The sequence below is a fragment of the Pseudomonas furukawaii genome (genome assembly GCF_002355475.1).
Lineage (GTDB): Bacteria > Pseudomonadota > Gammaproteobacteria > Pseudomonadales > Pseudomonadaceae > Metapseudomonas > Metapseudomonas furukawaii.
In genome coordinates this window covers 2,835,682-2,860,903 of sequence record NZ_AP014862.1, presented here as the reverse complement: position 1 = coordinate 2,860,903, position 25,222 = coordinate 2,835,682, and the positions used below count along the sequence as shown (strand labels likewise).

Annotated in this window: 25 protein-coding genes; 17 read left to right on the top strand and 8 right to left on the bottom strand. The window is 67.8% G+C overall.

All coding sequences use genetic code 11. The features are described 5' to 3' along the window. The first annotated feature begins 211 nt into the window (after positions 1-211). Both KF707C_RS13315 and KF707C_RS13310 read left to right on the top strand, forming a co-directional pair. Entirely contained in the window at positions 212-2,356 is a 2,145-nt protein-coding gene (locus KF707C_RS13315; protein WP_096368030.1) for a methyl-accepting chemotaxis protein, read from the top strand. A gap of 272 nt (positions 2,357-2,628) precedes the next feature. Then, positions 2,629-3,225, top strand: coding sequence for an NADPH-dependent FMN reductase (locus KF707C_RS13310; protein WP_003448619.1), 597 nt, complete (start codon positions 2,629-2,631; stop codon positions 3,223-3,225). Positions 3,226-3,247: 22 nt separating this feature from the next. Here the strand turns inward: KF707C_RS13310 and KF707C_RS13305 are convergent, their stop codons facing one another. Then, entirely contained in the window at positions 3,248-4,531 is a 1,284-nt protein-coding gene (locus KF707C_RS13305) for a sigma-54-dependent transcriptional regulator (RefSeq protein WP_003448620.1), read from the bottom strand. A gap of 367 nt (positions 4,532-4,898) precedes the next feature. Here KF707C_RS13305 and KF707C_RS13300 point away from each other — a divergent pair, with 367 nt between their 5' ends. The 6 genes from KF707C_RS13300 to ald all read left to right on the top strand — a co-directional run bounded on the left by KF707C_RS13300 (position 4,899) and on the right by ald (position 12,669). Beyond that, the gene (locus KF707C_RS13300; protein WP_003448622.1) at positions 4,899-6,773 is read left to right on the top strand and encodes a di-heme-cytochrome C peroxidase; all 1,875 of its coding nucleotides are present in this window, start codon (positions 4,899-4,901) and stop codon (positions 6,771-6,773) included. Between the two features lie 40 nt (positions 6,774-6,813). Next, positions 6,814-7,965, top strand: a complete 1,152-nt coding sequence (locus KF707C_RS13295) for a catalase family protein (protein ID WP_003448624.1) — start codon at positions 6,814-6,816, stop codon at positions 7,963-7,965. A 240-nt stretch (positions 7,966-8,205) separates the two neighbouring features. After that, positions 8,206-9,165: a homocysteine S-methyltransferase family protein gene (locus tag KF707C_RS13290; protein ID WP_003448626.1), complete on the top strand. Its 960-nt coding sequence runs from the start codon at positions 8,206-8,208 to the stop codon at positions 9,163-9,165. Between the two features lie 111 nt (positions 9,166-9,276). After that, positions 9,277-10,641: an NfeD family protein gene (locus tag KF707C_RS13285; protein WP_003448627.1), complete on the top strand. Its 1,365-nt coding sequence runs from the start codon at positions 9,277-9,279 to the stop codon at positions 10,639-10,641. 2 nt (positions 10,642-10,643) lie between these two features. Beyond that, the gene (locus tag KF707C_RS13280; protein ID WP_003448629.1) at positions 10,644-11,411 is read left to right on the top strand and encodes a slipin family protein; all 768 of its coding nucleotides are present in this window, start codon (positions 10,644-10,646) and stop codon (positions 11,409-11,411) included. A 136-nt stretch (positions 11,412-11,547) separates the two neighbouring features. Next, a complete protein-coding gene (ald, locus tag KF707C_RS13275; protein WP_003448630.1) occupies positions 11,548-12,669 on the top strand; it encodes an alanine dehydrogenase in 1,122 nt (373 codons plus the stop codon). Positions 12,670-12,767: 98 nt separating this feature from the next. On the opposite strand, the gene KF707C_RS13270 is transcribed toward ald, so the two are convergent. Then, on the bottom strand, positions 12,768-13,115 hold the full coding sequence (locus tag KF707C_RS13270; RefSeq protein ID WP_003448631.1) for an I78 family peptidase inhibitor: 348 nt from the start codon (positions 13,113-13,115) through the stop codon (positions 12,768-12,770). A gap of 171 nt (positions 13,116-13,286) precedes the next feature. On the opposite strand from KF707C_RS13270, the gene KF707C_RS13265 reads away from it, so the two are divergent. Further along, positions 13,287-14,168: a pseudouridine synthase gene (locus KF707C_RS13265; RefSeq protein WP_003448632.1), complete on the top strand. Its 882-nt coding sequence runs from the start codon at positions 13,287-13,289 to the stop codon at positions 14,166-14,168. Between the two features lie 6 nt (positions 14,169-14,174). On the opposite strand, the gene KF707C_RS13260 is transcribed toward KF707C_RS13265, so the two are convergent. Continuing rightward, positions 14,175-14,918, bottom strand: a complete 744-nt coding sequence (locus KF707C_RS13260) for an anti-sigma factor family protein (protein WP_003448633.1) — start codon at positions 14,916-14,918, stop codon at positions 14,175-14,177. Continuing rightward, a complete protein-coding gene (locus KF707C_RS13255; protein WP_003448634.1) occupies positions 14,915-15,421 on the bottom strand; it encodes a sigma-70 family RNA polymerase sigma factor in 507 nt (168 codons plus the stop codon). The genes KF707C_RS13260 and KF707C_RS13255 overlap by 4 nt, the downstream gene beginning before the upstream one ends. Positions 15,422-15,559: 138 nt before the next feature. Between KF707C_RS13255 and KF707C_RS13250 the strand changes: the two genes are divergently transcribed. The 6 genes from KF707C_RS13250 (at position 15,560) to KF707C_RS13225 (ending at position 19,736) form a co-directional block, all read left to right on the top strand. Beyond that, positions 15,560-16,621, top strand: a complete 1,062-nt coding sequence (locus KF707C_RS13250; protein ID WP_003448637.1) for a catalase family peroxidase — start codon at positions 15,560-15,562, stop codon at positions 16,619-16,621. Next, on the top strand, positions 16,614-17,174 hold the full coding sequence (locus tag KF707C_RS13245) for a cytochrome b (protein ID WP_003448641.1): 561 nt from the start codon (positions 16,614-16,616) through the stop codon (positions 17,172-17,174). Before KF707C_RS13250 ends, KF707C_RS13245 begins: the two co-directional genes overlap by 8 nt. A 46-nt stretch (positions 17,175-17,220) precedes the next feature. After that, positions 17,221-17,478 (top strand): DUF2790 domain-containing protein, encoded by a 258-nt coding sequence (locus tag KF707C_RS13240; RefSeq protein WP_003448642.1) that lies wholly within the window; start codon positions 17,221-17,223, stop codon positions 17,476-17,478. Positions 17,479-17,643: 165 nt separating this feature from the next. Continuing rightward, positions 17,644-18,744, top strand: coding sequence for a 2OG-Fe(II) oxygenase (locus KF707C_RS13235; RefSeq protein WP_003448643.1), 1,101 nt, complete (start codon positions 17,644-17,646; stop codon positions 18,742-18,744). A gap of 52 nt (positions 18,745-18,796) precedes the next feature. After that, a complete protein-coding gene (locus KF707C_RS13230) occupies positions 18,797-19,135 on the top strand; it encodes a DUF5629 family protein (RefSeq protein WP_003448644.1) in 339 nt (112 codons plus the stop codon). Between the two features lie 142 nt (positions 19,136-19,277). Further along, positions 19,278-19,736, top strand: coding sequence for a hypothetical protein (locus tag KF707C_RS13225; RefSeq protein WP_003448645.1), 459 nt, complete (start codon positions 19,278-19,280; stop codon positions 19,734-19,736). A gap of 3 nt (positions 19,737-19,739) precedes the next feature. Here KF707C_RS13225 and KF707C_RS13220 read toward each other — a convergent pair whose 3' ends face one another. After that, on the bottom strand, positions 19,740-20,312 hold the full coding sequence (locus KF707C_RS13220; RefSeq protein ID WP_100244167.1) for an XRE family transcriptional regulator: 573 nt from the start codon (positions 20,310-20,312) through the stop codon (positions 19,740-19,742). Between the two features lie 77 nt (positions 20,313-20,389). Between KF707C_RS13220 and rhtA the strand changes: the two genes are divergently transcribed. Both rhtA and epsC read left to right on the top strand, forming a co-directional pair. After that, entirely contained in the window at positions 20,390-21,283 is an 894-nt protein-coding gene (gene rhtA, locus KF707C_RS13215; RefSeq protein WP_003448647.1) for a threonine/homoserine exporter RhtA, read from the top strand. A gap of 72 nt (positions 21,284-21,355) precedes the next feature. Continuing rightward, positions 21,356-22,297: a serine O-acetyltransferase EpsC gene (gene epsC, locus KF707C_RS13210; protein ID WP_003448649.1), complete on the top strand. Its 942-nt coding sequence runs from the start codon at positions 21,356-21,358 to the stop codon at positions 22,295-22,297. 47 nt (positions 22,298-22,344) lie between these two features. Here epsC and KF707C_RS13205 read toward each other — a convergent pair whose 3' ends face one another. From KF707C_RS13205 to KF707C_RS13195, 3 genes are all read right to left on the bottom strand, one after another. Next, complete coding sequence (locus tag KF707C_RS13205; RefSeq protein ID WP_003448651.1) at positions 22,345-23,475, bottom strand: M14 family metallopeptidase; 1,131 nt, start codon at positions 23,473-23,475, stop codon at positions 22,345-22,347. Between the two features lie 107 nt (positions 23,476-23,582). Then, on the bottom strand, positions 23,583-24,242 hold the full coding sequence (locus tag KF707C_RS13200; protein WP_003448653.1) for a YceH family protein: 660 nt from the start codon (positions 24,240-24,242) through the stop codon (positions 23,583-23,585). A gap of 74 nt (positions 24,243-24,316) precedes the next feature. Then, positions 24,317-25,201, bottom strand: a complete 885-nt coding sequence (locus KF707C_RS13195; RefSeq protein WP_003448656.1) for a LysR family transcriptional regulator — start codon at positions 25,199-25,201, stop codon at positions 24,317-24,319. Between the last annotated feature and the right edge of the window lie 21 nt (positions 25,202-25,222).

Below are 25,222 nucleotides of genomic sequence, written 5' to 3'. Positions count from 1 at the left end.
GACGCGGCTTCGCCGCGAAAAAAAGCGCGCACTCTGCCGAACGCGGCACCTCCTGTCAAAAGCGTTCGGAATATCGTTCGGAGTGTGCATAATTCTTGCCTGCAAATTGCGCCCTCGTGCATTTCGCACGGCTATTCGTCGTCCTGGCGTCAAGCAACCGGCACCGGCGCCGATAACGAATGCAGTTCCGACGAGACAGAAGGAAATCCCAATGCCGTTCAATCGACTGTCCATCCAGTGGAAGATCACCCTGCTCGCCGGCCTCTGCCTGCTGGCCATCGTGAGCCTGCTGGTCGGTTCGTCCCTGTACCAATCCCAACGCAGCGCCAGCCTGGTCCAGGCCGACAGCCGCCAGATGCTCGAGCAGAGCGCCCGCCTGCGCCTGCAGGCCCGCGCCGAGCTCCAGGCGATCCGCATCCAGCGCTACTTCATGGACAACTACCAGTACGGCAAGGGTTTCTCCCGGCAGGTGCTGTTCCTCAAGGAGCAGGCCGAGAAACGCTTCCTCGACGCCTTCGACCTGCGCGAGGACCTGACGCGCCAGGTGCGCACCAGCCTGGAAGCCAATCCCGAGATCCTCGGCCTCTACCTGGTGTTCGAGCCCAACGCCCTCGACGGCAAGGACGAACTCTTCGTCGACCAGCCGGAGCTGGGCAGCAACGACAAGGGCCGCTTCTCCCTCTACTGGGCACAGCCCACCCCCGGCACGCTGGAATCGGAATCCATGACCGAGGAACTGCTGGCCGACAGCAGCACCGGCCCCAGCGGCGCTCCCTATAACGCCTGGTACACCTGCCCGATGAAAACCGGACAGTCCTGCGTGCTGGACCCCTACTTCGATAACGTCGGGGACCGCCAGATCCTCATGACCAGCATCGCCTTCCCGCTGCAACTGGACGGCAAGACCGTCGGCGTCATGGGTCTCGACATCAGCCTGGAGCGGCTCCAGCAACTCAGCGTCGCCGGTAACCGCGAGCTGTACGAAGGCAACGGCCACGTCAGCATCCTCAGCCCGGCCGGCCTGCTCGCGGGACACAGCCGGGACGCCAGCCTGCTCAGCGCCAAGCTGGACAAGGCCTTCGGCGCCAACGCCGGGGAACTGGCCGGCAACCTCCAGGCCGGCAAGGCCTTGGAAATGCAGCACGACGGCCTGCTGCGGGTGATGGAACCCTTCAAGCCGATCCCCACCGCCGCGCCCTGGAGCGTCCTGCTGGAGGTTCCCGAACAGGTGCTGTTGGCGCCCGCACTGGAGCTCGACGCCAAGCTGAGTGCCCAGAACCAGGCCGCCAACCTCACCGGCCTGCTGATCGGCATCCTGGCCGCCATCGCCGGCCTGCTGCTGGTCTGGCTCACCGCGCGCGGCGTGACCCGGCCGATCCAGGGCGTCGCCGGCATGCTCAGGGATATCGCCAGCGGCGAAGGCGACCTCACCCGTCGCCTCGATTACGCCCGCCAGGACGAACTCGGCGAGCTGGCCGGCTGGTTCAACCGCTTCCTCGACAAGCTCCAGCCCACCATCGCCGACGTCAAACGCTCGGTGCAGGACGCCCGGGGCACCGCCGACCAGTCCGCCGCCATCGCCAGCCAGACCAGCGCCGGCATGCAGCAGCAGTTCCGCGAAGTGGACCAGGTCGCCACCGCCTCCCACGAAATGAGCGCCACCGCCCAGGACGTCGCCCGCAGCGCCGCCCAGGCCGCCGAAGCCGCACGGGGCGCCGACCAGGCCACCCGCGAAGGCCTCGGCGTGATCGGCCGCACCACCAGCGCCATCGAACAGCTGGCCAGCGAGATGAGCGCGGCCATGGAAGAAGTGCAGGCCCTGGCCAACAGCAGCGAGCAGATCGGCTCGGTGCTGGAGGTGATCCGCGCCATCGCCGAGCAGACCAACCTGCTGGCCCTCAACGCCGCCATCGAGGCCGCCCGCGCCGGCGAGGCGGGCCGGGGCTTCGCCGTGGTGGCCGACGAGGTGCGCAACCTGGCCAGGCGCACCCAGGACTCGGTGGAGGAAATCCGCCAGGTGATCGAAGGCCTGCAGCACGGTACCCGCGAAGTGGTGGGTTCGATGCACAGCAGCCACCGCCAGGCCCAGGGCAGCGTGGAGCAGGTGGAGCAGGCCGTGGCCGCCCTGCAACGGATCGGCAACGCGGTGACCGTGATCACCGACATGAACCTGCAGATCGCCAGCGCCGCCGAGGAACAGAGCGCCGTGGCCGAGGAGATCAACCGCAACGTGGCGGCCATCCGCGACGTGACCGAATCCCTCTCCGGCCAGGCCGAGGAATCCGCCCAGGTCAGCCAGGCCCTGAACCGCCTGGCCAACCACCAGCAGGGCCTGATGGACCAGTTCCGCGCCTGAGGCGGCCTGAAGCACGCGCAGCCGGTGTAGCCTGCTTCAAGGGTTGATTACGTAGCGAAGCGAAACCCATCAGCCGGCCTCGATGGGTTTCGCAGGCTCTACCCATCCTACCGGGCTTCGCCACACGCCTCCGCCCCGTAGCTGGGTAGAGCGAACACGAAGCGAAACCCATCAGCCCTGGCGTAATCCGCAGGCAGAACTGTCGTGCGCTCGCTTGCCGCGGGTCTTCGCCCCGGCTAGCCTGCGCCACGGTCTCAACAAGGAACCCCCAGATGCTCAACATCGTCCTGATCGCCGGCTCCAGCCGCGCCAACAGCCAGTCGGGCAAGGTCGCCCGCTTCCTCCGCCAGCGCCTGATCGACCTGGACAAGGCCAGTCCCGACGGCTGCTCCATCATCGACCTCGGCCAGGGCCCGCTGCCCCTCTGGCCCGCCGAGGACACCGGCCCCTGGAGCCAGTACCAGCAGCAGCTGCGCGCAGCGGATGCCGTGGTGGTGATCGCCCCCGAGTGGAACGGCATGGCCTGTCCGGCCATCAAGAACTTCTTCATCTATGCCAGCAAGGCCGAACTGGCCCACAAGCCGGGCCTGCTGGTAGGCGTCTCCTCGGGGATCGGCGGCAGCTACCCCATCAGCGAACTGCGGGCCTCCAGCTACAAGAACTGCCGCCTCTGCTACCTGCCGGAGCACCTGATCGTCCGTGGCGTCGAAAAAGTGCTGAACGAGACCGATGCGGCCAGCGAGGACGACCAGCGCATCCGCGACCGGATCGACTACGACCTGGATATCCTCGCCCGCTACGCCGTGGCCCTGAAACCGGTGCGCGCCGCCATCGACCTGGGCATCCCCGCTTTCGCCAACGGCATGTGAGCCGGAGCCGATCACCCGGCCCCTAGAGCAACTGGTGCTTGTGCAGCAACCGGTAGAAGGTCGGCCGCGACACCCCCAGCACCTTGGCCGCATGGCTGAGGTTGCTGCTGTAGTGCGCCAGGGCGTCGCACAGGGCCTGGTACTCCGCCCGGCGCTTGTAGTCCTCCAGCGTACCCAGCGGGACCGCGTCCGCCGGGGCGCTGTGCAATCCCAGGTCATCGGCCTCGATAGGCCCCCCTTCCGCCAGCGCGTAGCCCCGACGGACCCGGCTGGCCAACTCCCGCACATTGCCCGGCCAACGGTGGCGCACCATGGCCGCCAGGGCTTCCTCGCTGAAATGGGTGGAACGTCGCCCGGCCTCCAGGCTGTAGAGCTCGACGAAGTAGCTGGCCAGCAGGGCGATGTCGCCCTGGCGCTTGCGCAGCGGCGTGATGGTGAGCCGGTTCTGCTCCAGCCACTGACGCAGGCCGGGATGGAAGGTCCCCTGTTCCACCCGCTCCTCCAGGTCCTCGCGGCTGGAGGCCAGCACCCGCAGGTCCAGGGCCTGGGACTCACCATCGGCACGGCGCAGCACCTTGTTTCGAAGGCAGTTCAGCAACCGCTCGTGCTGCCCCTGCGGAAGGTCATGAATGGCGTCGAGAAACAAGGTCCCGCCGTTGGCCGCGACCAGCTTTCCCTGGTGGGAGAACAGCAGGTTGGCGGTCTCCGCTTCGGGCAGCATGCCGCAGTTGAAACTCACGAACGGCTGGCCCACGCGCCGCGACATCCGATGCAAGGTCCTCGCCACCAGCTCCTTGCCGCTGCCGCTTTCCCCGAGGATCAGCACCGGCCTGTCGCTGGGGCCCAGCCGCGCCAGCTGCTTGCGCAACTCCCGCAAGGGCCGGCTCTGGCCCAGGAGTTCATGCTGATCCCCCCGGCGGGTGCCGATGCCGCGCAAGCGGGCGATGCCGAAGGCCCGTCCCAGGAGGCCCTGCAGGCGAGGCAGGTCCACCGGCAGGGCGAGGGCGTCGAAGAACCACTCGCCAATGAACTCGTCCAGCCCCTGTACGTCCTCGGCCAACGGGTCAACCAGGGCGATCCACTCGGTGCCGCTGCGACTGATCAGGTGCTTGACCCCTTCGGGTCTAAGCAGGTGCTCCGTCCTCAAGCGCAGCAAGCCGATGTCGTAGCTGGCCGCCTGGGCCTGGTCCAGGCTCTGGCTTGACACCAGCCAGCCCGCCTCCTCCAGGTGCGGCTGCAGGCGCCGGCACTGGTCGCAGGGATCCACCAGAAGCAGACGTCGCGGTGCGAGGGAGAGGGCTTCCAAGGTGAATCCTCCTTGACGTCAAAAATTTGATTTGCCAATGAAAACAAGGCTTTGAGATACACAGCTGTAACGCTAGCAAGAACTTTGACGCGCTATGGAACGATTCACTATAGGGCTGATTCCGGGCGGGGATTAACTCGACAGAAGCGTCATGAATGTCTCGAAAATCTTCCAACTAGAGGGCCTTTGCGGGGGTCCATGAGGCCTTCCCCGCCTCTTGAGCCGAGTTGGCCGACAACGAACGCCGACTCGGTGAGCCCGTGAAGTACGTCGCGTCGACTAGGACAAATCTGTAATAGCACCTTGCCAATACCCAGGTTCGTTGGCATAAGCTGGGAAATTCCAACAATCAACAAGGAAGTGTCTGATGCGTGTCCTGCGCCGGATTCTCTGGGCCCTGCTCTTCCTCCTGCTGGCGGGCCTGGCGGTCGTCCTCTACTACATCGCCAACCCCAACCTGCCCGGCTACCAGCCTGCGAGCCAGCTCCACTACCTCGAACAGTGGAGCGAAGAGGACCGCCAGACCTACTACTACACGCCCCAGGGCACCACGGTTAAGGGGCTGCGCTATGCGTGGTTCACCGCCCTGGAACTGCCTTTCTCCCGGGAACGCTTCGCCCGCCCCGAGTACCTGGCCCGTTTCGGCTTCCTGGTGGACCCTAAGCAACAGGCCACCCCGCAGAATCCGGGCAACCTGCCCGTCGGCATGACCCGTCACGAGGACACCGACACCGGCGAGCACTACCTGGACATCAGCTGCGCCGCCTGCCACACCGGCGAGCTGCGCTTCAAGGGCCAGGCCGTGCGTATCGACGGGGGCGCCGCCCTGCATTCCCTGGCCTCCACCGTGCCCACCCTGAAAGGCGGTGCCTTTGGCCAGGCCCTGGGCATGAGCATGGCCTTCACCTACTACAACCCGCTGAAGTTCGATCGCTTTGCCGAAGCGGTGCTCGGCGAGCGCTATCCGGAAGGCAAGGATGCGTTGCGCCGCGACTTCAAGGCTGTCCTCGACCGCCTGATGGCCACCGCCTGGAACGACACCCACCGCGGGCTCTACCCCACCGAGGAAGGCTTCGGTCGCACCGACGCCTTCGGCCGCATCGCCAACAGCGTCTACGGCGACGCCATCGACCCGGCCAACTACCGCGTGGCGGACGCACCGGTGAGCTACCCGCACCTCTGGGACATCTGGAAGTTCGACTGGGTGCAATGGAACGCCTCCGCCATGCAGCCCATGGCCCGCAACATCGGGGAAGCCCTGGGTGTGGGTGCCACCCTGCACCTGTTCCAGGAGGACGGCAGCGCCGTAGCGGAAGACGAGCGTTACGCCTCCGGCGTCCGCGTGCGCGATCTGCACACCCTGGAAGAAACCCTGAAGAAGCTCGGCCCGCCACGCTGGCCGGAAGAGGTCTTCGGCAAGGTCGACCTGGCCCGCGCCAGCCAGGGACGCGCCCTGTTCACCGAGAACTGCGCCTACTGCCACGCCCCCAGGGTGGTGCCGCCGGAGCAACGCATGGCCCCGGCCCGTGATCCCGAATGGCACATGCGCGTGATCCCCATCGAGGAAATCGGCACGGACTCCACCACCGCTGACAACATCGCCGACCACCGTTTCGATATCAGCAAGCTGGGCTGGACCCGCGAACAACTGGCCCGGCTCGACGTGAAACTGTTCGAGGGCAGCCTGGACCGGATCGACTTCAAGAGCATTTCCAGCGCCCAGGGCCTGGCCTACATCACCGCCTTCGTCGAGAACCAGGCCTACCGCCAGGCGGGCATCACCGGCGAGGAGCGCGCCCGGATGGACGGCTTTGGCCTGCCCATCGGCGTCCAGGAAAAGCGCGGCTACAAGCCACGCCCCCTGGACGGCATCTGGGCCACGCCGCCCTTCCTGCATAACGGTTCCGTGCCGACCCTGTTCCAGCTGCTCTCGCCGGTCAACGAACGCGCCACCCAGTTCCACGTGGGCAGCTTCGAGTTCGATCCGACGTTCGTCGGCTTCCAGACCGCCGAATTCCCCGGCGCCTTCCTGCTGGATACCCGCATCAAGGGCAACGGCAACGGCGGCCACGAATTCCGCGACGGCTGTCGCCAGGACGGCGTGATCGGCCGCTTCCTCGAACCCGAGGAGCGGCTGGCACTGATCGAGTACCTCAAGGTGCTGGGCAACCCCGAACTCGAAGCCGGGCTTACCCCGGTCGAACCCCGCCCCTGGACCCCGGGACCCAAGTGCGAGGGCTGAGTCCTCGCCGTCCCTGAAGCAGACAAAGGACCCCAGCCCCATGCTCAAGCGCCTCTGGCTCTGGCTCGGCCGATTGCTAGGCAAGCTCCTTCTCATCCTTGTGGTCGTCGGCCTCGGCGGCTGGCTGATCGGCAAGGCCTACTACGGCTGGAAGTTCTCCGGCCCGGTGCCCAGCGAGGAGGTCATCCCCCCCGACGAGGCGGCCCACACCCGCGCCATCATCGAAGACGCGGTGCGCATCGTCGAACAGCACCGCGACAACACCCGCGTGCTGCGCGACGCTCACGCCAAGGCCCACGGCTGCGTGAAGGCGGAGGTCAGGGTCCTGCCGGACATCGCCAGCGACCTGCGTGCCGGCGTCTTCGCCGAACCGGGCCGGACCTGGCAAGCGGTGATGCGCCTGTCCAACGGCAACGCCTACCCGCAGTTCGACAGCGCCCGCGACGCCCGTGGCATGGCCATCAAGCTGCTGGACGTGCCCGGCGAGAAGCTGATGAAGAGTCCGGCGCACCAGTCCGAGCAGGACTTCGTGATGTTCAACCACCCGGTCTTCTTCGTCCGCGACGTGGCCCAGTACCGACAGAACTTCAACGCCCAGGCCAACGGCCAGAAGGTCGGCGCCTTCTTCCCCGGCTGGGACCCGCGCACCTGGGAGATCCGCCACCTGTTCATCGCCCTGCAGACCCTGGCTCCCGCGCCGGACAGCCCGGTGGACGCCACCTACAGCTCCATCTCCCCCTACAAGCTGGGCGAGGCCAACATCAAGTACAGGGTCATCCCCGATCCGCAGAGCTGCCCGCCCTACACCCTGCCGGAACAGAACACCGCGCTGCCCAACTTCCTCCGCGGCGCGCTCTACCAGCAGCTCTCCCTGGACCGTGTGCCGGCCTGCTTCGCCTTCCAGGTGCAGAAGCAGAATCCCCAGCACTACATGCCCATCGAGGACACCAGCGTCCAATGGGACGAGTCCGTCTCCCCCTTCGTGACCGTCGCGCGGATCACGCTGCCGCCCCAGGACTTCGACAGCCGGGAGCAGAACCTCGCCTGTGACAACCTGTCCTTCAACCCCTGGCACGCCCTCCCCGAGCACCGCCCCATCGGCGGCATCAACCGCCTGCGCAAGGCGGTGTACGAGGCCGTGAGCGCCTACCGTCACGAACGCAACGACGCCACCGACGCCACGCGGCCCTGACGGGCCGCCCGCAGGAGCGTGCGCACGGACTCCCACCCATCCGGCCACGCGATTCCCGCTCCGCGCGGGTGCTAGCCTTCCTTGATGAGCGTCGGGCCCGGGAACCGCCCGGCGCCCGGCCTGCGGGCCACGCCAGGGATCGAATAACCCGCCCGAGGCCGAACCGGCTGCCCGCCCCCTTTGCGCCAGAACCCGCCGGGGCGGGAATCGATCCCCCTACAGGTCCTGGAGTCCCCGGCCATGACCCACTTCCGCAACGCCCTGCCACAACTGGAGGGTGAACTGTTCCTCACCGACGGCGGCATCGAAACCACCCTGGTCTTCCACGAGGGCATCGCCCTTCCCGACTTCGCCGCCTTCGTCCTGCTCAACTATCCCGACGGGCAGGAAGCCCTGCGCCGGTACTTCCGTGCCTACTGCGCCATCGCCAGCCACCACGACACCGGGCTGATCCTGGAAAGCCCCACCTGGCGCGCCAATCCCGACTGGGCGAGGCAACTCGGCTTCACGCCCCAGGGCCTGGCGACGGCCAACCGCCAGGCCATCGCCCTGCTGCAGGGTCTGCGCGACGAACGGGCCGGCGGGCGCGCGCCCATGGTCATAAGCGGCTGTGTAGGCCCCCGGGGCGACGGCTATGTCGCCGATGAGGCGATGGACGAGGAGCAGGCCCGGCACTACCACAGCGAACAGGTGGAGCTCTTCGCCGAAACCTCCGCCGACCTGGTCAGCGCCCTCACCATGAACTACGTGGAAGAGGCCGTCGGCATCGCCCTGGCGGCCCGGGATGCGCGGATGCCCGTGGTCATCTCCTTCACCGTGGAGACCGATGGGCGCCTGCCCACCGGCCAGTCCCTGCAGGCGGCCATCGAACAGGTGGATGCGGCGACCGCCGGCTACCCGGCCTACTACATGATCAACTGCGCCCACCCGGACCACTTCGAATCCGTGCTCACGCCCGGCAGTGGCTGGGTCCAGCGCATCCGGGGCCTTCGCGCCAATGCCTCGCGGCGCAGCCACGCCGAACTCAACGAGGCCACGACCCTGGACAGCGGCGACCCCGAGGAACTGGGCGCCCTGTACGCGCGGTTGCGCCAGCGCCTGCCGCAGATCAACGTCATGGGCGGTTGCTGCGGTACCGACCCGCGCCATGTCGAGGAGATCGCCAGGGCCTGCAAGCCGCTGTTCCACGCAGCCTCTTAAGGGCGAACGAGCGGACGTGAAGATCCGCTCGCCCCCGGCGCCCGCCAGCCGAATACCCGACGAACGGCCTCAACTATGCTGTAACTGAACACGGCATGGCGGGAGGCCCCCATGGTCCGCTGGCTGATCTACCTGCTCCTGCTCTGGCCCGGCGCCCTGTTGGCGGCCGGTAGCGTCACCGTGCTGACGGTGGATGGCCCCATCGGCCCGGCCACCGCCGATTACCTGACCCGGGGCATCGCCCACGCCGAGACGGATGGCTCGCAATTGGTGGTGATCCGCATCGACACGCCCGGCGGCCTCGACACCTCCATGCGCAGCATCATCAAGGCGATCCTCGCCAGCCCGGTGCCCGTGGCCAGTTTCGTCGCGCCCAGCGGCGCCCGGGCCGCCAGTGCCGGCACCTACATCCTCTACGCGAGCCACATCGCCGCCATGGCCCCCGGCACCAACCTGGGCGCCGCCACCCCGGTGCAGATCGGCGGCATGCCGGGCCAGCCGGAGCGGGACAAGCCAACGGGCGACGGCAAGGAGAAGAAACCGCAGGAACAGGCACCGGACAACGCCGAAACCCTCACGCGCAAGCAGGTCAACGACGCGGCCGCCTACATTCGCGGATTGGCCCAGTTGCGCGGACGCAACGCCACCTGGGCCGAGCGGGCCGTGCGCGAGTCCGTGAGCCTGGCGGCCGAGGACGCGCAACGGCAGAAGGTGGTGGATCTCCTCGCCCATGATGTCCCGGACCTGCTCGCCAAGCTGGATGGCCGGGTGCTGGAAATGGGCGGGCGGAAGCTGACCCTGGCGACCCAGGGCGCGCCCCTGGTGGAACGCGCACCCGACTGGCGGGCGCAGATCCTCGCGGTGATCACCAACCCCAGCGTCGCCCTGATCCTGATGATGATCGGCGTCTACGGACTCATCTTCGAATTCTCGAACCCCGGCAGCGGAGTCGGCGGGGTGATCGGCGGCATCTGCCTGATCCTCGCCCTCTACGCCCTGCAACTGCTGCCCGTGAACTTCGCGGGGATCGCACTGATCCTCCTGGGCATCCTGTTCATGGCGGCCGAGGCCTTCATGCCCAGCTTCGGCATCATCGGCTTCGGTGGCATCGCCGCGTTCGTGGTGGGCGCCGTGATCCTCATCGACACCGACGTCCCCGGCCTTGGCATCCCCCTGGCGCTGATCGTCACCGTGGCGGTGTCCAGCGCCCTGTTCATCTTCGCCATCGTCGCCATGGCCCTGCGCGCCCGCCGACGCGTCCTCGTCAGCGGCGATGCCGGCCTGGTGGGCAGCGAAGCGACGTTGCTGGATCTGTCGCCAGGCGACGATCGCAGTGGCTGGGTGCAATTGCAGGGCGAGCGCTGGCAGGTACGCAGCGACACGCCCCTCACGCGAGGCCAGCGGATACGGGTGCGGGCCCGCAACGGTGTGCTGCTGGATGTGACCGCGGACGACGAGCCGCCCAAAGGAGTCTGACCATGGCCTTTCCCCTGAGCTTCGCCACCCTCATCTTCCTGCTGGTCCTCCTGGCGGCCTCGGCGATCCGCATCCTGCGCGAGTACGAACGGGGCGTAGTGTTCCAGCTGGGCCGGTTCTGGAAGGTCAAGGGGCCGGGGCTGGTGCTGATCATCCCCGCCATCCAGCAGATGGTGCGGGTCGACCTGAGGACCGTGGTGCTGGATGTGCCGCCCCAGGACGTGATCTCCCGGGACAACGTCTCGGTGAAGGTGAACGCGGTGCTCTACTTCCGCGTGCTGGACCCGCAGCGGGCCATCATCCAGGTCGAGAACTTCCTCACGGCCACCAGCCAGCTGGCCCAGACCACCCTGCGTGCCGTACTGGGCAAGCACGAGCTGGATGAAATGCTGGCCGAGCGCGAACGGCTCAACGTGGATATCCAGCAGGCCCTCGACGCCCAGACCGACGCCTGGGGCATCAAGGTGGCCAACGTGGAGATCAAGCACGTGGACATCAATGAATCCATGGTCCGCGCCATCGCCCGCCAGGCCGAAGCGGAACGGGAGCGGCGGGCCAAGGTGATCCACGCGGAGGGCGAGTTGCAGGCCTCGGAAAAACTCATGCAGGCGGCGGAAATGCTCAGCCGCCAGCCCGGCGCCATGCAACTGCGCTACATGCAGACCCTGGGCTCCATCGCCACCGACAAGAGCCACACCATCGTCTTCCCCCTGCCGGTGGACCTGCTGGGCGGCCTGGTGAAGAACACGCAAAAGGACCGCGACAGGTGACAGTCGCCGGGGGCATTCAGGTCCTGCGACGAATTTTCAGGGAATTTCCCTGAAATCCAGCCGCTATTCGGCGGGGGCGCCCCCGAGGGATTCCTACACTTGTTCAGGAAGGCAACGGGAACCCCTGGAGGTCGCCATGCGTATCGGAGTGCCGAAGGAGATCAAGAACCACGAGTACCGCGTCGGGCTCACCCCGCAGTCGGTGGCCGAGCTCACCCGCCTGGGGCATGACGTCTGGGTGGAGACCCGCGCCGGCGCCGCCATCGGCTTCAGCGACGAGGACTACCAGGCCGCCGGTGCCCGCCTGGCGGGCGATGCCGCGGAAGTGTTCGACCAGGCGCAACTGGTGGTCAAGGTCAAGGAACCGCTGAGCCAGGAACGCGCGCGGCTGCGCCCCGACCAGACACTCTTCACCTACCTGCATCTGGCGCCCGATCGCCCCCAGACCGACGAGCTCATGGCCTCGGGCGCCACCTGCATCGCCTACGAGACCGTGACCGACAGCCACGGCCGGCTGCCGCTGCTGGCCCCCATGTCGGAGGTGGCCGGCCGCATGTCCATCCAGGCGGGAGCCAGCTGCCTGGAGAAGGCCCGGGGCGGTCGCGGGGTGCTGCTGGGCGGCGTGCCGGGCGTTGCCCCCGGCAAGGTCGTGATCCTCGGTGGCGGCGTGGTGGGCACCCATGCCCTGGCGATGGCGGTCGGCCTGGGCGCCCAGGTCACGGTGCTGGACAAGAGCGTCGACGCCCTGCGCCGACTGGATGCGTTCTACGGCAATCGCATCACCACGCTCTATTCGACCCACGCGGCCGTTCGCGAGCAGGTCCTGGCGGCGGACCTGGTGATAGGCGGCGTGCTGATTCCCGGCGCTGCGGCGCCCAAGCTGGTCAGCGCCGAGATGGTGACGCGCATGCAGGAAGGCGCGGTGCTGGTGGATGTGGCCATCGACCAGGGCGGTTGCGCCGAGACCTCCCGGGCCACCACCCATGCCGACCCCACCTACGTGGTGGATGGCGTGGTGCATTACTGCGTCGCCAACATGCCCGGCGCCGTGGCGCGTACTTCGACCCTGGCACTGAACAACGCCACCCTGCCGTTCGTCATCACCCTGGCCCAGAAGGGAACGCGCAAGGCCCTCGAAGACGACCTGCACCTGCGTCATGGCCTCAACGTCGCCAAGGGCCGCCTGACCAACGCCGGCGTCGCGGCGGCGCATCAACTGGAGTTCGTGCATCTGGAGGACATGCTCAGGCAGCTCTGAGCCCCTTGCCTGTCCTCGCCCGAGGGCTGGGACTCCAATGGTGGACCGGCGACGCCGGGTCCACCCGAAGGCGGGCATCCCCTGATGCCCGGGGTTCACTAGCCGCAGCTGAGCTGCTTGACCACACCGGCGTCGTCGACATCGATGTTCAGGCGGCGGGAGTTGTATTCCATGGTGACCGGCTGGTGCGGGCGCAGGACACGGGCGGTTTCCGCGCCGGACTGGCGCTGGGCCTGTTCCACCAGCGCACCGTCGGCTTTCTTGCCGACGAAGGAGGCGACCGCGGAGGAATCGCAGCTGCCGGTGAACGACGGGGCGGCGGCGCTGGAGGACGACTCGGTGGCAGGCGCGGCGGCCTTGGGCTCAGTCGCCTTGTCGGTAGAGCTGCAACCGGCCAGGAGCAGGCCGGCCAGGGCGAGACTGAGGGAAACGGGCTTGAAATGCATACATCGGTCCTCTTCTGATCGAATATCCTGGCGCGCGCCTGCAACGACGCATTCGTCGTGGCGGGGCTCCTGCCCGCCCGGCGCGCGACGGTGCATTCTATCCTCTGCCTTTGACTCCGGTCAGGTCGCTGCGGCCTAATGCCCCGCCCGAGAAACGCGCCGAAACACTCCATGTCCCAGTCCCCCAGCATCCGCCCCAGCATCCTGCACCTTCCCCAGGGTCCGTGGCGCACCGTCCTCGACTGCCTGTGCGAGCGGTTCCCGGCCATCTCCCGCGAGACCTGGCTGGAGCGCATGGAGAACGGCAAGGTGACCGATGGCCAGGGCAACCGGCTGGGCCCCGGGCACCCTTACCAGGTGGCGCTGCGGGTCCACTATTACCGGGAAGTGAAGGGTGAGAAGGCGATTCCCTTCGTCGAGACGGTGCTCCATGCGGACGAACACCTGGTGGTGGCCGACAAGCCCCACTTCCTGCCGGTGATGCCCGCCGGCGAGTACGTGGAGGAGACGCTCCAGGCGCGCCTCACCCGTCGCCTGGGCAACCCCCACCTGGTGCCCCTGCACCGCATCGACCGCCACACCGCCGGGCTGGTGCTGTTCTCCGCCAATCCCGCCAGCCGCAACGCCTACCACGAACTGTTCCGCGACCGCCGCATCCACAAGCGCTACGAAGCCATCGCCCCGGCCCTGCCGGACCTGCGGTTCCCCCTGCTGCGGGAAACCCGGATCGCCAAGGGCGAACCCTTCTTCCGCATGCAGGAAGTGCCTGGCGAACCCAACTCCCGCACCCGCCTGGAGGTGCTGGAGCGGAACGGCGAGTTCTGGCGCTACGACCTCTACCCCATCACCGGCAAGCAGCATCAGCTCCGGGTCCATCTGGCAGCCCTGGGCGCGCCCATCTGCAATGACGGCTTCTACCCCGAACTGACCGACAAGGGCGGCGCCGACGACTATCGGCGCCCACTCAAGCTGCTGGCCCGCAGCCTCGCCTTCGACGACCCCCTCAGCGGCTTGCCCCGCGCCTTCGAAAGCGCGCTCAGGCTGGACTGGTAGCCCGGGCTAGAACGCCAGCGCCCGTCCCAGCTCGTCGGCGCGGGGATCGCCCTCGCGGCTGACCAGCGCGTAGTTGTAGCCGTCGCGGGACCAGTAGCGCGCCTCCAGCTCGCCCTCCCGGCGCTTGCCGTTGCGCATGTTCGGATAGAGCGAGCCCGGCGCCCGCAGGTAGAGGCTGACCCGCTGGCCCTGGCCATCCTCGAACAGCAACAGCGCGGCGGCACCCTGCTCCGTCACCAGCCAGCGCCCGCCCACCGGCACGAAGCCATAGGGGCTGAGATCGGGAATCCGTGCCGCATGGCTGAAGCGCTGGTCGAGCCAGGCCTGGAGCTCCGCCGGCTGGCGCGCCGCCACATCCACCACCGGATTCGACGCGAACAGGCGATGGGCCTGGAGGGCATCCTGCATGGGCGGATTGGCCGCCAGCAGGCTGATGTCACGGGCCTGCCAGCCCCCCAGGCCGCCCACGCCAAGGGCGATCACGAAGGACGCGGCCAGGGCCAGGCGCCGGTTCCTGCGCGCCCGAAGCGAGGCCCGGATCGCGGCCGGGTCCAGGCGCGGATTGGGCGCCAGGCCCGGGTTGGCCAGCGCCGCGCGCAGCGACTGGGCGTCGCGCCGCCAGGCTTCCACCTGGGCGGCCACCTCCGGATTGGCGGCCAGGTAGGCCTCCACCGCCTGGCACTGCTCGGCGCTCAACTGGCCATCGAGGTAGGCGTGCAGGTCGTCTTCGCTGGGATCGAATGCGTTCATTTCAGTACCCGTAAACGGGGGTTGGACATCTCGCCCTCGGCCAGCTCCCGCAGCGCCTTGCGCGCCCGGGAGAGCCTGGACATCACGGTGCCGATGGGAATGTCGAGGGCCTCGGCGGCCTCCTTGTAACTGAGCCCCTCCACGCTGACCAGCACCAGCAAGGCGCGCTGCTCCGCCGACAACCGGGAAAAGGCCTCGAGGGTCGACTGGTTCATCACCCGCTCCTCGGTCGAGGGGACTTCCTCCTCCCGCCCACCGAAGAACGCCAGAAAGCGCGCATGACGCCGCGCCTTGCGCTCCCCATCGAGGAATTGCCGATAGAGGATGGAAAACAGCCAGGCGCGCAGATCGCCCTCACGTTTCCCGCTCCAGCGACTCAGCGCGCGCTCCAGGGTCGACTGCACCAGGTCATCGGCGGTGGCGGAATTGCGGGTCAGCCAGAGCGCGAATCGTCGCAGCCGCTGTAACAAGGCGCGCAGTTCCGCGTCATCGATCATGTTCATGGTCCGTTCGTGTGTCTCGTCAGTCCGGGATGCAGAGGGAGACGCACCAGGAAGGATTTTATTCCCGGTCGGGAATAAATCCCCTCGGGCCCCGTCACACCGGCTCATGAACAAGGGCACGACGCCCGGGAGTATCCCATGAACGAGGCAACACCCAGGGGGCTGGATCGCGCGGTACGGCTCGCGATCATCGGCCTGACCATCGGCGGACTGGCCGCGGCCTTCGCCTATGCCGGCGGCTGGATCGGCCCGCAACGCCTGACGCCGCAGCACATCATCGATGCCTTCGAGGCCAATGCGGGCACCTTCCCCGGTTATCGCAAGAACCACGCCAAGGGCATCTGCATCGCCGGCTATTTCGAGAGCAACGGGCAGGCCCAGGGCTTGTCGCGTGCCGGCGTCTTCGCGCCGGGACGGACGGCCGTGATCGGCCGGCTGGCCATTGGCGGCAGCAATCCCCACGCGCCGGACGCCGCCGTCGCCACCCGCAGCATGGCCCTGCAGTTCCAGTTGCCGAACGGCGAACAGTGGCGGACGGCGATGAACACGCCGCCGGTACTGGCGGTGGCGACACCGGAGGCGTTCTACGAGCAGGTGCTGGCGGCCCGCCCCGACCCGGCCACCGGCAAGCCGGACCCGGCGAAGATGCAGGCCTTCTTCGCCGCCCACCCGGAAACCGCCGCCTTCCGCGCCTGGTCGGCCAAGGCCGTGCCCAGCGACAGCTTCGCCAACATTCCCTATCACGGCATCAACGCGTTCCGCCTGGTCAATGCGGCGGGCGAGCAGCGCTACGTGCGCTGGAGCATCCAACCTGAAGCGCCCTTCGCGCCGCTGGGCGAGGCGGGACAGGACCCGGATTTCCTCTCCCGGGACCTCCAGCGCCGGCTGGCCGAAGGCCCGCTTCGCTGGCACCTGATGCTGACCCTGGCCGAAGCCGGCGACCCCACCGACGACGCGACCCGCCAGTGGCCCGCCGAGCGCCGCCAGGTGGACGCCGGCACCCTCGTGGTGGAGCGCGCCGAGGCTCAGGACCAGGGCGCCTGCCGTGACATCAACTTCGACCCGCTGGTGCTGCCGGACGGCATCGAGGCCTCCGACGACCCGCTGCTGGCCGCCCGCTCCGCCGCCTATGCGGTTTCCTACAACCGGCGTACCCATGAGGGCGCCCCTGCTCCGGCCAAGGAGTCCCGCCATGAGTAAAGCGACCCACTTCTCCCCCTTGTTGCGGGCGATCCATTGGCTGATGGCGGCGGGCCTGCTGGCCATGCTGTTCATCGGCGTCAGCATGGTGACGGACCTGTCGCCCCGCCACAGCGTCCTGGTCGCCCTGCACAAGCCCCTGGGCCTGATCCTGCTGGCCCTGGCGGTGCTGCGGCTCATCGTTCGCCTGGCCCGCCCGGTGCCGGCGCTGCCGGCCAGCATGCCGCGCTGGCAACGCCGCCTCGCCGGCCTTTCCCACCTGCTGCTCTACGGCCTGATGATCGCCCTGCCCCTGGTGGGCTGGGCCATGCAGTCGGCGGCCGGCAACCCCGTGGTACTCAACGGCAGCCTGGTGATGCCGCCCATCGCCCCACGGGACGCCGACCTCCATGGGTGGCTGCGCCTGGCCCACACTGTACTGGCGTACCTGCTTTTCGCCGGCATCCTGGCGCACCTGGCGGCGGCCCTCCATCACGCACTCATCCTCCGGGATGGCGTGCTATCGAGCATGACCACCGGCCGGGGCATCCGCCCGGCACCGGACGGTCAGTAGGCGCGGGATGTCCCGCAACCTCACCTCTCCAGCAGGAGAAAGCACCATGAAGACCCTTGTCGTCGCCTTGAGCATGAGCCTCGCCTCCAGCGCCGCCCTGGCCGCCAGTACCGACCAGGCGACACAACCCGTCACCGAGTACCAGTACGGCGTCCACCTGGACATCGCCCGCGTGGTGCAGATGACCGACCTGTCCACCTTCTGTGGCGTCGGACCCGCGCGCATGACCTACGAGGACAGCCAGATGCAGGAGCGCACCATCGAGTACCTGGTCTGGGGCACCGGCTGCAAGAACGACTACTGAGGCATACCCCCGAAGCGCTCCGTCCCAAGGTGGGACGGGGCCGCTTCAGCGAAGGTCCCGGGCCTTCACGGGGACCGTTCGGACGCCCGAAAGCGGCATCCGGCGCCTGGCGAGGCAAGCTCCCGCCGCCTGGTCTAGGTTGAGACCAAGGCAAAGGAGGCAACCATGACCCAGCCCATCTCACCGCTGGAGCCGGGAGTGGCGGTGCCCTGGTTCACCAGCAGCACCCCCAGCCGCGACCGCTTCACCTTCGATACCGCAGCGGGGCGCTACATCGTCCTGACCTTCCTCGGCTCATCCTCCGACCCTTCCGCCGCGCGGGTCCTCGACGACCTGCTCGCCCGCCGCGATGCCTTCGACGACGACCGCGCCAGCTTCTTCGGCGTCAGCGTCGACCCGCGCGACCGGGAACGGCAACGGCTTGTGGACCTGCTACCGGGGCTGCGCTTCTTCTGGGACTTCGACCGCAGCATCTGCACCCTCTACGGCGCACAGCAGCCCAATGGCGCCATCCGGCAGATGAGCTACCTGCTGGACCTGCGGCTGCGGGTCATCTCGGTGGTGCCCATCGCGCCCGGCGGTGAGGGGCACGTGGCTCGCCTGATCGAGCTGCTGGATGCCCAGGAGCCCATGCCGCAGCCCAACTACGCCCAGCCCCAGGCTCCGGTGCTGGTGGTGCCACGCATCTTCGAGCCGGGCCTGTGCAAGGCCCTGATCGACTACTACGAGCGCCAGGGCGGCACCGAGTCGGGCTACATGGTCGAAAAGGACGGCAAGACGGTGCAGGTCATCCATCACGATCACAAGCAACGCCGCGACTGCGCCCTCGACGACCCCGAGCTGCGCCGGCATTGCATGCACCGCATCACCACGCGGCTGGTGCCGGAGTTGCGCAAGGCCTTCCAGTTCCAGGCCACGCGAATGGAACGCTACCTGGTGGCCTGCTACGACGCCGAGGAAGGTGGGCATTTCCGCCCCCATCGCGACAACACCACCAAGGGCACCGCCCACCGCCGCTTCGCCGTGTCGCTGTTCCTCAACAGTGGCGAGTACGAGGGCGGGTACCTGCGCTTCCCCGAGTTCGGCCGCAGCCACTACAGCGCGCCCACCGGCGGCGCGGTGGTGTTCTCCTGCTCGCTGCTGCACGAGGCCACGCCCGTCACCGGAGGGCGTCGCTACATGTTCCTGCCCTTCCTCTACGATGAGGAGGGCAAGCGCATCCGCGACGAGAACCAGCAGTACCTCGAAAGACCGGAAGAGCAATGAGGGGCAGCCCTCGCGTATCATGCCGCGCCCCACACCAACGGACGGAAAACCCATGACCCACGAATCCCTGCTGGACGCGCTCCAGGCCACCGACATGCTGGAAATCGACGACCTGCATGCCTGGCATTTCGGCCTGGACCTGCCGCTGGTCAAGGCCCTCGCCGCCGGCGAACCGGGTAACCCCGACGCCCTGCTGCTGCGGGTGGAATGCATGGACGGCCGGACCCGTCGCGAGTGGCGCTTCACCCAGGCGGCGGTACAGGGCGCGCGCTTCGACGCCGAGAGCGGCACCTGGACGCTGGCAGGCGCTGATGGCGAGCATCGCCTGCGCTGCCTGGATGCCTTTGGCGGCGATGCTGGCGAAGACGAGGACGAGCCTGCCAACGACTGAGTGCGCTGCCCCCTGCCGGGGATGCTCGGCAGGCCGACGAAGGGCTCAATCGGTTCAGCAAACTGACAGTCGCCGTTCAGGTTCCTAGGAGGAAAATCCTAAGCATCGTAGGAAACAGCCTACCTATCTGAGCGCCGGAACCATGAAAGTCGTCCTATCGCTGATCCTTGCCCTGGTCGCAGTGACGTCAACCCTCGCCCAGGCCGACGATGCCTGGTACCTGCAGACCAGCGTCTATACCCGCCACTTCCATCCGGACCCGATCCACAACAACAACCAGGACCTGCTCGGCCTCGAGTACCAGGCCGGGGATGGCCGGGTGGCGGGCGGAGCGACCTTCCGCAACTCGTTCCGCCAACGCAGCCAGTACGCCTATGTCGGCAAGCGCTACGACAGCGACTCAAACCCCTTCTACCTCAAGGTCACGGGTGGCCTGATCCAGGGCTACAGGGGGGAGTACCGGGACAAGATCCCGCTCAACCGCTTCGGCGTAGCGCCGGCCATCATTCCCTCGGCAGGCCTCCAGGTCGGCAGGCTGGGGGGTGAAATGGTGCTGCTGGGCAACTCCGCGATGATGGTGAACCTCGGCCTCCACCTCTGAGGCTCAGGTCAGGACATTGCGAACGAACCGCAGCAGCGCCTCGCCTTCATTGGCGTAGGTGTAGGGCTGGTCGCTGCCGAAAACGAGGAAATCCCCCGCCTCCACCGCCTGCATCAGGTCACCCCGGTAGACGCTGAGCCGCCCCTCGATCACGTAGATCATCTCCCGCCAGCCTTCGGCGTCCGGCTCGGCGGTGTAGCGCTCGCCCGGCGCCAGGGACCAGCTCCAGAGCTCCACTTCGTGACGGGTGGCCGAACTGGCCAGCAAGGTCGCGCGGCTGCCGGGCCGCTCGCCCACCCAGGCCACCACGTCGATCCGCGAGCGGTCGGGCCGATCGGGCCGCTGCACCAGGTCGGGGAAAAGCACCCCCAGGGCGGCGGCGATGCGGTCCAGGGTCGCCAGGCTGACGTTCACGTCGCCCCCCTCGATCCCCACCAGCATCCGCCGGCTCACGCCCGCCGCGCTGGCCAGGGCTTCCTGACTGAGCCCCGCCGCACGCCGCAACCGGCGGACGTTCTCCGAGACGTGTTCGAGGACATTGGGACGCTCATCCGACTTGGGCAACATATTGCTCATTTCCGGCCATTTGAGCATTATGTTGCACATAACCAGACCAACATTCCAGCCCCGCCCGACCTGCCGGAACCGCCCCGATGCCTGCCCTTTCGCAACGCCTTGCCTCCACCCTGCTGCCTGTTTCCGTCTTGATGGTGGCCATGGCCTCGATCCAGAGCGGTGCGTCCCTGGCCAAGAGCCTGTTCCCGGAAATCGGCGCACAGGGCACCACCACACTGCGCCTGGTGTTCGCGGCCATCATCCTGGCGCTGATCCTGAGGCCCTGGCGGGCCCGCCTCACCCGGTCATCCATAGTCCCGCTGATCCTCTACGGCGTGGCGCTGGGCGGCATGAACCTGCTGTTCTACATGTCCCTGCGCAGCATCCCCCTGGGCATCGCCGTGGCCCTGGAGTTCACCGGCCCCCTGGCGGTGGCGCTGTTCAATTCGCGCAAACCCATCGACTTCGTCTGGATCGCGCTCGCGGTGCTGGGACTCTGGCTGCTCCTGCCCCTGGGCAAGACCGACGCCCACCTCGACCTCGTCGGCATCGGCTACGCGCTGGGGGCCGGAGTCTGCTGGGCGCTCTACATCCTCTATGGCCAACGCACCGGCAGCGACCACGGCATGCAGGGGGCCGCCCTCGGGGTGCTGGTGGCGGCGCTGGTCATCGCGCCGGTGGGTATCGTCCATGCCGGCACCGACCTGCTCCGGCCGGAACTGTTGCCGGTCGCCCTCGGCGTGGCCCTGCTGTCCACGGCGATCCCCTACAGCCTGGAAATGATCGCCCTGACGCGCCTGCCCGCGCAGACATTCGGCACGCTGATGAGCATCGAACCGGCCTTCGGCGCCCTCTCGGGCCTGCTGTTCCTCGGCGAGCAACTGTCCCTGCTTCAATGGCTGGCGATCCTCTGCATCATCCTCGCGTCCGTGGGCTGCACGGCCACCGCGTCGCCACGCCAGCAGGGCCAGCCCTTGGTGCCGGCGGATTGAAAATCCGCTTGCGAAAATCCGCTGATTTTCCGCAGGCTATAGCGATTCGGACCGCGTATTACAGGTACCCCCATGAATCGACTCCCCTACGTCGCCACCGGCTGCCGGCCGGTCAACTGGCAGCTGGACCAGATCGTCAGCGAACTGCGTGACGCCCGCGCCCAATGGCGCAGCCAGCATGGCCGGCTGCAGGACAGAGGCGGCCGCGAGCTGCCTTCGCGCATCACCGTCGGGCACATCATCGAGGCCCTTTCCGGCGCCCTCTTCCCCATGCGCCTGGGCCCGGCGGACCTTCGGGAGGAAAGCGAGGACTTCTACGTCGGCCACACCCTGGACGTGGCGCTCAACGCCCTGGCCGGCGAAGTGCGCCGGGAGCTGTCATACGCCGCCCGGCACAATGGCGCCAGCGGCGATGACATCGCCTGCCAGGCCATCGAGATCGTCAAGGGTTTCGCCGCCACCCTCCCCAGGTTGCGGGTGCTGCTGGATACCGACGTTCTGGCCGCCTTCCAGGGCGACCCGGCGGCGCGCAGCGTCGATGAGGTGCTGATCTGCTACCCCGGCGTCCACGCGGTGATCCACCACCGCCTGGCCCACTACTTCTACCAGGCCGGCCTGCCGCTGCTGGCGCGGATGATCGCCGAGATCGCCCACTCCGCCACCGGCATCGACATCCACCCCGGCGCGCAGATCGGCAAGAGCTTCTTCATCGACCACGGCACCGGCGTGGTCATCGGCGAGACCGCCATCATCGGTGAGCGTGTGCGCATCTACCAGGCGGTGACCCTGGGCGCCAAGCGCTTCCCCGCCGACGAGGAGGGCAACCTGCAGAAGGGGCAGCCGCGCCACCCCATCGTCGAAGACGACGTGGTGATCTACGCCGGCGCCACCATCCTCGGCCGCATCACCATCGGCAAGGGCTCGACCATCGGTGGCAACGTCTGGCTGACCCGCAGCGTGCCGCCGCAAAGCAACGTCACCCAGGCCAACCTGCAGAACGAATGCGGGATCTGACGTGACGCCCTGCGGTGCGTCGCCCGAAGGGCAACGCACCGCCCCGGTCAGCGCAGCCGCTCGACCATCGCCGCGATCACCGACAGCACATCCTTGCCCAGGCGCTTGGAACGCTCGCCGTTCCAGGCCGTGCGCGGGTGCGGGTTGTCGTCGTGGTCCTTGAAGGGCATCTCGATCGTGAAAGACAGGCAGTCGAACGCCATGCCCACCGCGTTGCAGGCCAGGGTGGTATTGGCCTGGCCCGGCTCGTCGCGGGGATAGCCGAAGGTCGTCTGGAACTCCGCACCCATGTCCACCAGGCGCTGGCGAAACTCGTTTTCCAGGGACGCCAGGCGCGGCGTATAGCCCGGATTGCCCTCGCAGCCGGCGGTGAACACGTGGGGAATCTCCTCATCGCCATGGATGTCGAGGAACAGGTCCACCCCCACCTTGCGCATCTGTTGCTGGACGAAGAACACCTCGGGCGTTTCGCTGTCGTTGGCCGACTGCCACGCGCGGTTCAGGTCCTTGCCGGCGGCATTGGTGCGCAGGTGGCCGCGAAAGGCGCCGTCCGGGTTCATGTTCGGCACCAGGTAGAGGTCGGCCTTGTCCAGCAGCGCGGCCATTTCGGCATCGCCGGACTTCGACAGTCGCTCGATCACCCCCTCCATGTACCACTCGGCCATGTGCTCGCCGGGATGTTGCTGGGCGATGATCCAGACCTTGCGCTGGGCGGCGGGATTACGGCTGACCCTCAACAGCGGGATGTCCCGGCCCTCGACGCTTTTGCCCACGGCCAGCACTTCGGCCCCGGCGTTGTCCAGGGCTTCGCTGATGAGCCAGTCGTGGCGGGCGCGGCTGTAGGGCTCGAAATAGGCGAACCAGATCTGCTCGTGGGTGGGCTCCAGGGCGAAATGCAGGCCCTTGTCGTCGAACTGGCTGGGGACGCGGAACCAGTTCACCTGGTCGTAGGACGCCGCCGCGTTGTAGCCGGCCCAGGCGTGGCTGTAGGCGGACTGGCCGGCGTTGGTCAGGCTGAAGCCGTGACGCTGGCCGGGCACCATGTCCTCGACCTTGAAGTGGAACCACTGGAAGTGGTGGCTTTTCAGGTCCGGCCGGATGGCCAGCAACACCTGCTCGGGATTGCTGGCGTCCAGCACTTCGATATTGCCGCTGTCGAAGTCAGATCTGATTTTCATGAGTACCTCAAGGCGGTGTTGCACGGTGTCGACAGCATCTCAGGTCCACCGTGACGGGGAAATCAGCGGGGCGACATCGACGGACAGCCGGGGCGCCCCGCACGAAGTCAGGCGTCGCGATCCTCGAGACGCGCCAGGCGCGCCTCCAGGTCGGCGACGCGGGCTTCCAGCTCCTCGATGCGAGCGTCGGCCGCCGCGCGGGACTCGCCCCGCTCGGGCTGGCTGGCGCGGGCTTCCAGCAGCGCCTCCAGGTCGCCCGGATCACCCATCAGGTGCATGTAGCGGTCTTCCCGCTGGCCGCCCTGGCGCGGCATCAACACCGCCAACCCTCGCCCAATGAGGCGCTCCAGCTGGTGACGAACGTCTTCGGTGTCGTCGAAGTCGGTCATGCGGTTGCTCCGGGTCAACAACTCGCCCAGGGTCTGCGGCCCGCGCAGCAACAGCAGGCCGATCAGGATCAACTGCGGCTGGACGATCTCCAGCGCCTTGTCGGTCCGCTGCTCCCAACGATCCGCCCGGCTGCCCATCACCAGCTTCACCAGCCCGCGCGCCTCCAGGCTGCGCAGGGCCTGGCCGGCCTGGCCCGGCGTGACGTTCATCACCGGCTCGCGGCTGGTCTTCTGGTTGCAGGCCAGCACCAGGGCGTTGAGGGTGAGGGGATAGGACTCCGGCGTGGTGGCCTGCTTCTCGATCAGGCTGCCGAGCAGGCGGGCCTCGATGGCGTTCAGGGGCGCATCGGCGAACTGGGCGTGAATCTCGGTGGACATGGCACGATCCATCTGCTGAAAAGTGCCCTTATCCTAGCAGGCCGATGAAGCCGCCGACGCCTCCCGGCGGGCCCTCAGCTCGAAAATCGCACCACCAGGAAGTCGATGAAGGCCCGCACCTTCGCAGGCAATCGCCGCCCCGGCGGACAGACCGCATAGATCTGCGAGGCGGGCAGCGGATAGTCCGGCAACACCTCGATCAGCCGCCCCGCGGCCAGGTTTTCCTCCAGCAGGAAACGCGGCAGCGACACCAGCCCCAAGCCGTCCACCGCCGCCTGGACCAGCGCCTCGCCGTTGTTGACGATGAGCCGTGGGCGCACCACCACGGAGCGCCACTCGCCCTCCACCTTGAATTGCCACTGGCTGCCGCTGGCGCGGTTCTTGTACCCCAGGACCTGATGCTCCCGCAGGTCCTCAGGCACCCGGGGCGTGCCGTGGTCCGCGAGATACCCCGGACTGGCACAGACCGCGTGGGGACAGGGACCCAGCTCCCGCGCCACCAGGGTGGAGTCAGGCAGGCGACCGATGCGCAGGGTGAGGTCATAGCCTTCGTTCACCAGGTCCACGTAGCGGTCATTGAGGTCCAGCTCCACCTCGAGCCCCGGGTGCGCCTGCATGAACGCATTGAGGGCCGGGGTCAGGTACTTGAGGCCGAAGGACATGGGCGCCGCCAGCCGCAACCGGCCCCGCAGCTCGGTCTGCAGGCTGCGGGTGGCCTCCTCGGCCTCCGCCAGGTCGCCAAGAATGCGCTGGGCACGCTCGAAGTAGTCCAGCCCGGATTCGGTCAGGCTGAGGCGTCGGGTGGTGCGGTTGAACAGCCGGCACTCCAGGTGCCGCTCCAGGCCCCCCATGCGCCGGCTGACCACCGACTTGGCGATGTTGAGCCGCTGCGCCGCGGCGGAGAAGCCCCCGGCCTCCACCACCACTACGAACACCCGCATATCTTCGAACAGGTTCATCGGTTCCCGCCTCTGCACACT

Excerpts from the sequence above, each read along its gene's own strand:
- KF707C_RS13310 (WP_003448619.1), top strand. The coding sequence starts at position 2,629 with ATGCTCAACATCGTCCTGATCGCCGGCTCCAGCCGCGCCAACAGCCAG.
- KF707C_RS13225 (WP_003448645.1), top strand. The coding sequence starts at position 19,278 with ATGAAAGTCGTCCTATCGCTGATCCTTGCCCTGGTCGCAGTGACGTCA.
- KF707C_RS13245 (WP_003448641.1), top strand. The coding sequence starts at position 16,614 with ATGAGTAAAGCGACCCACTTCTCCCCCTTGTTGCGGGCGATCCATTGG.
- KF707C_RS13260 (WP_003448633.1), bottom strand. The coding sequence starts at position 14,918 with ATGAACGCATTCGATCCCAGCGAAGACGACCTGCACGCCTACCTCGAT.
- KF707C_RS13235 (WP_003448643.1), top strand. The coding sequence starts at position 17,644 with ATGACCCAGCCCATCTCACCGCTGGAGCCGGGAGTGGCGGTGCCCTGG.
- rhtA (WP_003448647.1), top strand. The coding sequence starts at position 20,390 with ATGCCTGCCCTTTCGCAACGCCTTGCCTCCACCCTGCTGCCTGTTTCC.
- KF707C_RS13220 (WP_100244167.1), bottom strand. The coding sequence starts at position 20,312 with ATGAGCAATATGTTGCCCAAGTCGGATGAGCGTCCCAATGTCCTCGAA.
- ald (WP_003448630.1), top strand. The coding sequence starts at position 11,548 with ATGCGTATCGGAGTGCCGAAGGAGATCAAGAACCACGAGTACCGCGTC.
- KF707C_RS13265 (WP_003448632.1), top strand. The coding sequence starts at position 13,287 with ATGTCCCAGTCCCCCAGCATCCGCCCCAGCATCCTGCACCTTCCCCAG.
- epsC (WP_003448649.1), top strand. The coding sequence starts at position 21,356 with ATGAATCGACTCCCCTACGTCGCCACCGGCTGCCGGCCGGTCAACTGG.
- KF707C_RS13285 (WP_003448627.1), top strand. The coding sequence starts at position 9,277 with ATGGTCCGCTGGCTGATCTACCTGCTCCTGCTCTGGCCCGGCGCCCTG.
- KF707C_RS13255 (WP_003448634.1), bottom strand. The coding sequence starts at position 15,421 with ATGAACATGATCGATGACGCGGAACTGCGCGCCTTGTTACAGCGGCTG.
- KF707C_RS13315 (WP_096368030.1), top strand. The coding sequence starts at position 212 with ATGCCGTTCAATCGACTGTCCATCCAGTGGAAGATCACCCTGCTCGCC.
- KF707C_RS13195 (WP_003448656.1), bottom strand. The coding sequence starts at position 25,201 with ATGAACCTGTTCGAAGATATGCGGGTGTTCGTAGTGGTGGTGGAGGCC.
- KF707C_RS13295 (WP_003448624.1), top strand. The coding sequence starts at position 6,814 with ATGCTCAAGCGCCTCTGGCTCTGGCTCGGCCGATTGCTAGGCAAGCTC.
- KF707C_RS13240 (WP_003448642.1), top strand. The coding sequence starts at position 17,221 with ATGAAGACCCTTGTCGTCGCCTTGAGCATGAGCCTCGCCTCCAGCGCC.
- KF707C_RS13270 (WP_003448631.1), bottom strand. The coding sequence starts at position 13,115 with ATGCATTTCAAGCCCGTTTCCCTCAGTCTCGCCCTGGCCGGCCTGCTC.
- KF707C_RS13200 (WP_003448653.1), bottom strand. The coding sequence starts at position 24,242 with ATGTCCACCGAGATTCACGCCCAGTTCGCCGATGCGCCCCTGAACGCC.
- KF707C_RS13250 (WP_003448637.1), top strand. The coding sequence starts at position 15,560 with ATGAACGAGGCAACACCCAGGGGGCTGGATCGCGCGGTACGGCTCGCG.
- KF707C_RS13205 (WP_003448651.1), bottom strand. The coding sequence starts at position 23,475 with ATGAAAATCAGATCTGACTTCGACAGCGGCAATATCGAAGTGCTGGAC.
- KF707C_RS13230 (WP_003448644.1), top strand. The coding sequence starts at position 18,797 with ATGACCCACGAATCCCTGCTGGACGCGCTCCAGGCCACCGACATGCTG.
- KF707C_RS13300 (WP_003448622.1), top strand. The coding sequence starts at position 4,899 with ATGCGTGTCCTGCGCCGGATTCTCTGGGCCCTGCTCTTCCTCCTGCTG.
- KF707C_RS13290 (WP_003448626.1), top strand. The coding sequence starts at position 8,206 with ATGACCCACTTCCGCAACGCCCTGCCACAACTGGAGGGTGAACTGTTC.
- KF707C_RS13280 (WP_003448629.1), top strand. The coding sequence starts at position 10,644 with ATGGCCTTTCCCCTGAGCTTCGCCACCCTCATCTTCCTGCTGGTCCTC.